Consider the following 7578-nt stretch of genomic DNA (forward strand, 5'->3'; position numbering starts at 1 on the left):
ACCAAGGATCCCCTTTTTATGTCTATACGCTGCACATACATCGACCACGGCCAGGGCGGCGCGCCCGATTGCATGCGTCTGGCCGAACGCGACATGGAAGCGCCCGCCGGACGGCAGGTGCTGATCGAGGTTGCCTACGCCGGGGTCAACCGGCCCGACGTGCTGCAACGCTCCGGCTCCTATCCGCCGCCCCCGGGCGCCTCGCCCCACCTGGGCCTTGAGGTGTCGGGCACCGTCATCGCCACCGGCCCCGAAGCCAGCCTGTGGAAGGTCGGCGACCAGGTCTGCGCGCTGACGCCGGGCGGCGGCTATGCCCAATACTGCCTGGCCGACGAGCGTCATTGCCTGCCGGTGCCGCGCGGCCTGGACCTGCTGACGGCCGCCGCCATCCCGGAGAACTACTACACGGTCTGGACCAATGTTTTCGACCGCGCCCGCCTGGCGGCCGGCGAGCGCTTCCTGGTGCACGGCGGTTCCAGCGGCATCGGCCTGACCGCGATCCAATTGGCCCGCGCCTTTGGCGCCGAGGTCTGGACCACGGTGGGCAACCAGGAAAAGGCCGAGGCCTGCCTGGCCGCTGGCGCCCACCACGCCGTGCTGTACCGCGATGCCGACTTCGAGACCGAAGTGCGCCAGGGCAGCGGCGGCCCGGGTGTGGACGTGATCCTGGACATGGTGGGCGGCGCTTACATCAACAAGAACCTGCGGCTGCTGGCGGTCAATGGCCGGCTGGTGCAGATCGCGTTCCTGGAAGGCAGCAAGGCCGAGATCGACGCCATGCCCATCATGATCAAGCGGCTGCAGTTCACCGGGTCCACCCTGCGCCCCCGCTCCGATGAAGACAAGGGTGCGATCGCCCAGGAGCTGGCTGAAAAAGTGCTGCCGCTGATGGAACAGGGGCAATGCCTGCCGCGCATCTACAAGGTATTCCCGCTGGCCGAGGCGGCGCAGGCGCACGCGCTGATGGAAAGCAGCAAGCACATCGGCAAGATCATGCTGAAGGTGGGCTCGTGAACGGGCGCTTCCAGGACCAGGTCGCCATCGTCACCGGCGCGGTCGGCGGCATAGGTTCGGCCATCGTCGAAGGGTTCCTCGCCGAAGGCGGCCGCGTGGGGCTGATCGATTTCAATTCGCAGGGCGGCCAGGCCTACGAGAAGGAATTACGCAAGCGCGGCCATGACGTCTGCTTCGTGCATGCGGACGTGGCGCGTTTCGAGGAGTGCCAGGCAGCTTATGAGCGCATCAGCCGCGAGCTGGGCGCGGCCACCATCCTGGTGAACAACGTCGGCATTTCGCCCAAGACCGATGGGCGCGCCTTGAAGGTCTGGGAGATGCCGCCCCGGGAATGGGAGAATGTGGTCGCCGTCAACCTGAACAGCGTGTTCTACATGACGCACCTGGCCACGCCGCACATGGTGCGCGAACGCCAGGGCCGGGTGATCAACATGTCCTCGGTAGCCGGCCGGGCTTACTGCGACATCGTCGCGGCGCACTATGCGGCCACCAAGGCCGGCCTGATCGGCCTGACGCGCCATTGGGCCGCCGAGCTGGGCGAGCACGAGGTCACGGTCAACGCGCTGGCGCCCGGACGCATCAGCACACCCCTGCTGAAGTCCGTGCCGAAGGAAATCAACGACGCCGTGGCGCAGGTGACCGCGCTGCGCCGCCTGGGCACGCCGGAGGAAGTGGCCGACGCCTGCCTGTTCTTCGCGTCGGACCAGGCCCGCTTCGTCACCGGCCAGGTGCTGGACGTGGCCGGCGGCTGGCTGATGACGTGATGTCGTGATGCAAGACGCCCGCCTGCACGCTCAGGCGGGCGCCCCCGTCATTCCTGCGAGCCCAGGTGGTAGACCACCGTGTCCAGCCGGCTGACGCCAGCCGCGAGGAACTTGGGTTCCTTTTCCAGGATGTCGCGGCGGTCGATGATCCTGGCGGGCGATACGCCTGCAAAGATCGCCTGCACTTCGCTGTCCACCACCGAGAACGGCGGCCCCGGCATTTCCTCCTGGGGATAGTCCAGCGTGATCAGCAGGCCCTGATAGGCGGGCGACAGATTGCCGTAGACGTGGCGCACGTAATCCGCGCGCATGGCTTCGGGCAGCGCCACCAGCGCGGCGCGGTCATAGGCGCCGACGCAATGCGACAGCAGCTGCGCGTCCAGCTTGAAGATGTCGCCGCAAATGATTTCAATGCTGCCCGCCACGTAGTGCTTGCCATAGACGGACACGTGCGTCAGCGGCTTGAGTTCGTTCTCTTCGAAGAACTGCTCCACCGCGAGCTGCGACAGTTCGACGCCCAGCACGGAATGCCCCTGCGCCGCGATCCAGACCATGTCCAGCGACTTGCCGCAAAGCGGCACCAGCACGCGGCCGTCCTTGGGCACGCCCAGCGTGGGCCAGTACTTCTGCAGCAGCGGCGTGACCCGCGATTGATGAAAATGCGTGCGCCCTTCGCGCCACCGCTCCAGCCAGAATTCCGCGTCCATGCCTAGTTTGCCTCCTCCAAAGTCCCGGTGCCGAACCCGCGCAGCCCGGTGCGGAGCATTGTAAGGCCGGCACTATCGGGTGACGCCTCGCCGCCGGCCCAGTATGCTTGGTCCCAGCACGCCATTCCCTCAAGGAACCGATGCCCGACCCTCAGCACCTCCAGGCCCTGCTTGTCCAATGCGCTGAAAAGCGGGAGTCCGCGTTGGCCGAGATCTATCGCCTTGCGTCCCCGCATCTGTTTGCGCTGGCCAGACGTATGTTGAGAGACCAGGCCGCGGCCGAGGACGTGCTGCAGGATTGCTTCGTCTCGATCTGGCGCCAGGCGGGACAATACCGCGCGGAACAGAGCCAGGCCATGACCTGGATGACCCGCATCGTGCGCAACCGCTGCATCGACCGCTTGCGGCGCGCCAACGCTGAAGTGCCGGATCCGGATGACGCGCTGACGCTGGCCATGGCCGACGACGGGCCCGGGCCGCTGGCGCAGCTACAGGCCAGCCAGGACGGACGTCGCCTGGCGGATTGCCTGGGGCGGCTGGAAGGGCCGCAACGCGTCGCGATCGCCATGGCCTTCTTTGACGACTTGGCGCATTCAGCCATCGCGGCACGCCTGAATGCGCCGCTGGGAACGATCAAGAGCTGGATCCGCCGAGGCCTGCAACAGCTGAAAAGGTGCCTGGAATGAATTACCGCGACCCGGAGCTGCAGGACCGCCTGGCCGCCGAGTACGTGCTTGGCGGGCTGCGCGGGGGCGCGCGGCGCCGGTTCATTCAGTTGATGCGCGACGATGCGGCCCTGCGCCGCGCCGTCGGTGAATGGGAAGACAGGCTGCTGCCCCTGGCGCTGGCGCTGCCGCCCGAAGCGCCCCCGCCCAGTGTCTGGGAGACGGTCGCAGCCCGCATCGCCCCTGCCGCGAGCTCCGCTCCCGGCGGCCGCAGCCATGCGCGCCGCCTGGCCTGGTGGCAGAGGCTGTCTGTCGGCTTGGCGACCGCGACCGTGGTGCTGGCTGTCATGCTGCTCAAGCCCCCCGCGCCGCCCGCTGAACCGCGCACTGTCGCCATCCTGAGCGCGGAAAAGACGCCTGGCTTGCTGGTGCTGAACAGCCTGCCGGATCAGCGCCTGGCAGTCCAACCCATGCGCGATCTCACGGCCCTGGCCGATGGCCGCGCATTGGAACTGTGGGCAATCTCGCCAAACCAGGCGCCGCGCTCGCTGGGCCTGCTCATGCCTGGCCAGACCACCGTCCTGACGCCGCGCCAGCCGCCGCGGCCGGGCGACACCGTGGCCGTCACGCTCGAACCGCCGGGCGGCGCCCCGCAGGGCGTGCCGACCGGTCCTATCGTTTTGAGCGGCACCGTTATCTGATCAGGGTTTGTCCTAGCATCGAACGCCGCATCCAATCGTCGACCCGCCGCGTATCTCCTGTTGACGGCCACACAAAAGGAGATCGTCATGAAATTGCTAGCTTCGATTGCCCTCGCCTGCTCCGCGCTGACCTTGCTACCCGCCCATGCGGCTGACGTCATGGTGGGCGGCCAGGCGATGATGCCCGCCAAGAACATCGTCGCGAATGCGGTGAACTCCGCGGACCACACCACCTTGGTCGCGGCCGTGAAAGCCGCCGGACTGGTGGACACGCTGCAAGGCAAGGGGCCTTACACGGTGTTCGCACCCACCAATGCCGCGTTCGGCAAGCTGCCGGCCGGCACGGTCGATACGCTGGTCAAGCCTGAAAACAAGGCGACGCTGACCAAGATCCTGACCTATCACGTGGTCCCCGGAAAGCTGGACTTCGACGCGTTGGCGGCGCGGATCAAGAAGAACGGCAAGACGGCGGAACTGACTACCGCCAGCGGCGGCAAGCTGTGGGTGATGATGAACGGCAAGCACAACCTGACCGTGAAGGATGAAAACGGCGGGGTGTCGACCATCAGCACCTATGACGTCTATCAGTCCAACGGCGTGATCCACGTCATTGATACCGTGCTGATGCCGAAGTAAATCCCTCGCGGTTCCACGCGGGCAGGCCCGGCACATCCGCATGGATGGTAGGGCTTGCCCGCTGGGCACGCGGCTCGGGAACGCAGCGCAGGCAAGCTGAACCTCAAAACCGAAGCGCGCCGCCACGCCAGTTTTATTGCGCTGCGGATTCGCTCAGCTGCTTGCGCCGGTACTCGCCCTGGCGCACGTGCATCCAGCCCGGATACTCCGGCGGCAGGGCACTGACCTGATCCAGTTCGGCCAGTTCATCGGCCGTCAGCCGGATGGCAGTCGCCGCCAGGTTGTCGTCCAACTGCTCCACGCGCTTGGCGCCGATGATGACGCTGGTCACGGCCTGCTGGTGCAGCAGCCAGGCCAGCGCCACTTGCGCCACGGACACGCCGCGGGCGCTGGCGACGCGACGCAGCACGTCGATGCTGTCGTAGGCGCGGTCTTCGTCCACCGGCGGGAAGTCGAAGAGCGCCCGGCGGCTGCCGGCCTCGGCCTGGCCGTCCCGGGTGTACTTGCCGCTGAGCAGGCCGCCGGCCAGCGGGCTCCACACCATCAGCCCCACGCCTTCGCTTTGCAACATGGGCACGATCTCACGCTCCAGGTCGCGGCCGGCGATCGTGTAGTAGGCCTGCAGCGACTCGAAGCGCGCCAGGCCCAGCCGTTCGGCGATGCCCAGCGCCTTCATGATCTGCCAGGCGGCCCAGTTGGACACGCCGACGTAGCGCACGTGGCCATGCTGCACCAGATTGTCCAGCGCCCTGACGGTTTCCTCCACCGGCGTGGCGGGATCGAAGCCGTGGATCTGGTAGAGGTCGATATGGTCCAGCTGCAGGCGCGACAGGCTCTTCTTGACGCCGTCCATGATGTGCGAACGCGAGTTGCCGCGCGCATTGACGCCGGCGCCGGTCTGCCCGAACACCTTGGTCGCGATGACCACGTCCTCGCGCGCCACCTTCAGGTCGCGCAGCGCCTGTCCGGTGATGACCTCGGAACGGCCCTCTGAATACACGTCGGCCGTGTCGATGAAGTTGACGCCGGCATCCAGCGCCCGGCCCACCAGTCGGTTGGCGTCTTCCTGCTGCAGGCTGCCGATCTTGCTCCACAGCTCGCCTTCGCCGCCGAAGGTCATGGTGCCCAGGCAGAGTTCCGACACGAACAGGCCGGTGCTTCCGAATTTCTTGTACCGCATGGTTGCGCTCCTTCAAGGGCTCGACGGGTGCCGGCATTCCGGGATGGAATGGTCGCGGCCCGCCTGCCGGGATGAAGCCAGTATGCGTCCGGCGCCGGCCGCGGGCGCTGCTTGATCCTGCCCTTTTTTTGCCCGATTCTCTGGCGATGCCCGACATCCAGCGCGCGCGCACTCATTCCTCCGGATTTCCTGCCCATTTCTCCATGAAAGAAGCTGCAGCCTGGATGCAAGCCCGCCAGGGCATACACTGAAAGCCGCCTGATTCTCCGATTTTCCTTCGCCGCCCGCCTTCCCGGCGCGGCGCGCCACGGGAGCCCCCATGACCCTGACCACCGCAATTGCCGGCCACCGCGCCGGCCCGACGTTGGACGCCGCCTACGAGCCGGCGCGGCGCGAACTGCTCTGCACGCTGGAACGCATGACCGGCGACCTGGAGGGCGCGCTGGACACGCCCATCGAAGGCCTGTTCCTGCATCGCATTTCGCAGCCCACCGGCGCCAAGCCCGGCCTGCAGAAGGCCGCGCTGGGCGTGATCGCACAGGGATCCAAGCGCCTGCTGATCGGCGACGAGGCTTACGAGTACGACCCCTTCCACTACCTGATCTCCTCCGTGGATCTGCCGGTCGTGGCCAAGGTATCCGTCGCCAGTCCCAACCTGCCCTACCTGGGCTTGCGGCTGGACCTGAACGTGGAGGAGATCACCGCGCTGATCAGCGACGAAAACCTGCCCGGCCAGGCGCCGGCCGAGGCCGCCCGCGCGCTCTGCGTCAATCCGCTGGGCGGCGCGCTGCTGGACGCGGTGCTGCGCCTGTTGCGCCTGCTGGATACGCCGCGCGACATTCCCATCCTGGCGCCCCTGGTCAAGCGCGAGCTGCTGTACCGCCTGCTGATGAACGGCCAGGGCGCGGTGCTGCGCCAGTCGGTGCTGCAGGACAGCCAGCTCAACCGCGTGGCCAAGGCCATCCGCATCCTGCGCGACAACTATGCGCAGCCCCTGCGCGTGGAAGAGATCGCGCGCGACGTGCACATGAGCGTGTCTTCGCTGCACCATCATTTCAAGCAGGCCACCGCCATGAGCCCGCTGCAGTACCAGAAGCACCTGCGCCTGCAGGAAGCGCGGCGGCTGATGCTGACTGACGACGCCGGCGTGGCGCTGGCGGCCCATGCCGTGGGCTATGAAAGCTCCTCGCAGTTCAGCCGCGAGTACAGCCGGCTGTTCGGCTCGCCGCCCTTGCGCGACAAGCAGCGCTGGAAGGACGAAACCGCGCTGGCGCCGGCTTGAAACGCCGGTTTTCGCTTTCCTAGGGATTGCCCTAATCCTAATTTGACAACGTTACCATTAGACTGCCGCCATCAAATGATAACGTTGTCATATCCCTGAATCCTTTCTTCGGCGGCCGCATGAATCCCTTCCTGGAAACCCTGCTCGATACTCCACTGGACGACACCTACCGGGGCATTCCTCCGGGCCAGCCCGCGGTTGCGCTGCGCGCCGTGGCGACCCGCGGCTGGCAGCCCAGCAGCGGCAACATGGCGCTGCCCGTCCTGACGCTGGACGAGGCCGCCTTCGCCCATAACGTCGAGCAGATCTTCCAGTACGCCCGCAGCCACGGCGCGGCGCTGGCGCCGCATGCCAAGACGCCGATGTCGCCGCAGATCGTGCAGCGGCTGCTGGATGCCGGCGCCTGGGGCGCCACCGTCGCCAACCTGCAGCAGGCCGCCGTACTGCTGCGCGCCGGCGTCTCGCGCCTGATGCTGGGCAACGAGATCGGCGGCCCGGCCAGCGGCGCCCGCCTGGGCAAGCTGCTGGCGGCCTATCCCGATGCGCGCCTGCTGGCGTTCGCCGATTCCGCCGACACGGTGCGGTCGCTGGCGGCTGCGGCAGTTGAGGCCGGTCGGCCCGTGGAGGTG

The 7578-nt window shown here is 67.2% G+C and carries 9 protein-coding genes; 7 read left to right on the plus strand and 2 right to left on the minus strand.

The genetic code is table 11. From position 1 onward, the window contains the following. Positions 1 to 18: 18 nt before the first annotated feature. Together WBB14_RS22850 and WBB14_RS22855 are read left to right on the plus strand one after the other, a co-directional pair. Positions 19 to 1014, plus strand: a complete 996-nt coding sequence (locus tag WBB14_RS22850; protein WP_424241860.1) for an NAD(P)H-quinone oxidoreductase — start codon at positions 19 to 21, stop codon at positions 1012 to 1014. Further along, the gene (locus WBB14_RS22855; protein ID WP_424241861.1) at positions 1011 to 1778 is read left to right on the plus strand and encodes an SDR family oxidoreductase; all 768 of its coding nucleotides are present in this window, start codon (positions 1011 to 1013) and stop codon (positions 1776 to 1778) included. The genes WBB14_RS22850 and WBB14_RS22855 overlap by 4 nt, the downstream gene beginning before the upstream one ends. 47 nt (positions 1779 to 1825) lie before the next feature. On the opposite strand, the gene WBB14_RS22860 is transcribed toward WBB14_RS22855, so the two are convergent. Next, complete coding sequence (locus WBB14_RS22860) at positions 1826 to 2485, minus strand: thiopurine S-methyltransferase (RefSeq protein ID WP_424241862.1); 660 nt, start codon at positions 2483 to 2485, stop codon at positions 1826 to 1828. A gap of 140 nt (positions 2486 to 2625) precedes the next feature. On the opposite strand from WBB14_RS22860, the gene WBB14_RS22865 reads away from it, so the two are divergent. The 3 genes from WBB14_RS22865 to WBB14_RS22875 all read left to right on the plus strand — a co-directional run bounded on the left by WBB14_RS22865 (position 2626) and on the right by WBB14_RS22875 (position 4487). After that, positions 2626 to 3171 (plus strand): sigma-70 family RNA polymerase sigma factor, encoded by a 546-nt coding sequence (locus tag WBB14_RS22865; RefSeq protein WP_424241863.1) that lies wholly within the window; start codon positions 2626 to 2628, stop codon positions 3169 to 3171. Beyond that, on the plus strand, positions 3168 to 3851 hold the full coding sequence (locus WBB14_RS22870; RefSeq protein WP_424241864.1) for an anti-sigma factor: 684 nt from the start codon (positions 3168 to 3170) through the stop codon (positions 3849 to 3851). Before WBB14_RS22865 ends, WBB14_RS22870 begins: the two co-directional genes overlap by 4 nt. Before the next feature lie 87 nt (positions 3852 to 3938). Beyond that, positions 3939 to 4487, plus strand: a complete 549-nt coding sequence (locus WBB14_RS22875) for a fasciclin domain-containing protein (protein WP_424241865.1) — start codon at positions 3939 to 3941, stop codon at positions 4485 to 4487. A 133-nt stretch (positions 4488 to 4620) separates the two neighbouring features. Here WBB14_RS22875 and WBB14_RS22880 read toward each other — a convergent pair whose 3' ends face one another. After that, positions 4621 to 5667, minus strand: coding sequence for an aldo/keto reductase (locus WBB14_RS22880; protein WP_424241866.1), 1047 nt, complete (start codon positions 5665 to 5667; stop codon positions 4621 to 4623). Between the two features lie 319 nt (positions 5668 to 5986). Here WBB14_RS22880 and WBB14_RS22885 point away from each other — a divergent pair, with 319 nt between their 5' ends. Together WBB14_RS22885 and WBB14_RS22890 are read left to right on the plus strand one after the other, a co-directional pair. After that, positions 5987 to 6949 (plus strand): AraC family transcriptional regulator N-terminal domain-containing protein, encoded by a 963-nt coding sequence (locus WBB14_RS22885; protein WP_424241867.1) that lies wholly within the window; start codon positions 5987 to 5989, stop codon positions 6947 to 6949. Positions 6950 to 7068: 119 nt separating this feature from the next. Further along, positions 7069 to 7578 (plus strand): alanine racemase (locus tag WBB14_RS22890; protein WP_424241868.1); only part of this gene is annotated, 510 nt, incomplete at its 3' end.

Origin of the sequence: Achromobacter sp. (assembly GCF_049647645.1) — a bacterium.
GTDB lineage: Bacteria > Pseudomonadota > Gammaproteobacteria > Burkholderiales > Burkholderiaceae_B > Achromobacter.

Bases quoted from the DNA above. Each gene is read 5' to 3' on its own strand.
- WBB14_RS22850 (WP_424241860.1), top strand. From the start codon at position 19: ATGTCTATACGCTGCACATACATCGACCACGGCCAGGGCGGCGCGCCC.
- WBB14_RS22860 (WP_424241862.1), bottom strand. From the start codon at position 2,485: ATGGACGCGGAATTCTGGCTGGAGCGGTGGCGCGAAGGGCGCACGCAT.
- WBB14_RS22865 (WP_424241863.1), top strand. From the start codon at position 2,626: ATGCCCGACCCTCAGCACCTCCAGGCCCTGCTTGTCCAATGCGCTGAA.
- WBB14_RS22870 (WP_424241864.1), top strand. From the start codon at position 3,168: ATGAATTACCGCGACCCGGAGCTGCAGGACCGCCTGGCCGCCGAGTAC.
- WBB14_RS22875 (WP_424241865.1), top strand. From the start codon at position 3,939: ATGAAATTGCTAGCTTCGATTGCCCTCGCCTGCTCCGCGCTGACCTTG.
- WBB14_RS22880 (WP_424241866.1), bottom strand. From the start codon at position 5,667: ATGCGGTACAAGAAATTCGGAAGCACCGGCCTGTTCGTGTCGGAACTC.
- WBB14_RS22885 (WP_424241867.1), top strand. From the start codon at position 5,987: ATGACCCTGACCACCGCAATTGCCGGCCACCGCGCCGGCCCGACGTTG.